This window comes from Cryomorpha ignava (genome assembly GCF_010686655.1).
GTDB classification, from domain to species: domain Bacteria; phylum Bacteroidota; class Bacteroidia; order Flavobacteriales_D; family Cryomorphaceae; genus Cryomorpha; species Cryomorpha ignava.
Map to the genome: position 1 here is coordinate 1 of NZ_JAAGVY010000129.1, position 1,140 is coordinate 1,140.

The 1,140-nt window shown below is 41.9% G+C and carries 1 pseudogene; it reads left to right on the plus strand.

The annotated features are described in order from the left end of the window. Nucleotides 1-1,140, plus strand: a pseudogene (locus G3O08_RS20715) (hypothetical protein); the annotation flags it as partial.

Here is a 1,140-nt window from a genome sequence, read left to right on the forward strand (position 1 = left end):
TTAATCTCCTTGGACTTCCTGCTACTATGGCAGATGTTGAAGCCATCAATTTTGATAATGCAGGAGCAGGTAACTGCTTAATTTGGTTCCTTAGCTTCGATGCTGACAATAGTAATGCTGACGAAGCTGCAGCTTCTTTCTTAGAAGGAAATGCCGTTAACGCGGGTGATCTTACAGGATGTTTCGATCTATCAAATTCTATTGAAGTAGTTCGAGAAAACTGCGCTTCAGAATTTGACTGTCCTGATTTGGAAGCTAACTTCGGTGATGCTTGTGATGATGGTGACGATATGACCGAAAACGATACAGTAGGTACAGATTGCCAATGTGCAGGTACTCCAATTTTTGTTTGTGAAGCTGATGGTGGCGCGATCCAATTTGAAGATGGTTCTATGACTGTAAACGTTTGTGTTGATGATAATGAGCCAAGCACAGTTGATGTTGCTTTTGCTACTGAGCCTAACGCTCCAGAAGGATACGGCGCTACTTGGGTTGTAACTGATCCTGATCTTAATCTTCTTGGACTTCCTGCGACTATGGCAGATGTTGAAGCCATTAATTTTGACAATGCAGGTGTAGGTAACTGCTTAATTTGGTTCCTTAGCTTCAACGCTGACAATAGCAATGCTGACGAAGCTGCAGCTTCTTTCTTAGAAGGAAATGCCGTTAACGCAGGTGATCTTACAGGATGTTTCGATCTATCAAATTCTATTGAAGTAGTTCGAGAAAACTGTGCTTCAGAATTTGACTGTCCAGATCTTGAAGCCAACTTTGGTGATGCTTGTGATGATGGTGATGATATGACTGAAAACGATATGGTTACCACATTTTGTCAATGTATGGGTACTCCTGTTGAATTCGATTGTCCAGACCTTGAAGCTAACATAGGCGATGCTTGTGAACTTCCTGGAGCTATTGGTATACTCAACAATAACTGTGAGTGTGTTCCAGCACCAGATTGTGAAAACTACACGTACTACCTTGCAGATCATGCTGCTGCCGATGGTATCTCTGATATCTACGAAGTAACCCTTAGTGGTGGTGTAGCTACAATGGATTACATCGCTACAAGCGACATCGAAGTTCACATTGCTTTTAGTGCAACAAACAACTTGATTTATGCTGTAAGCAAGCACGAAA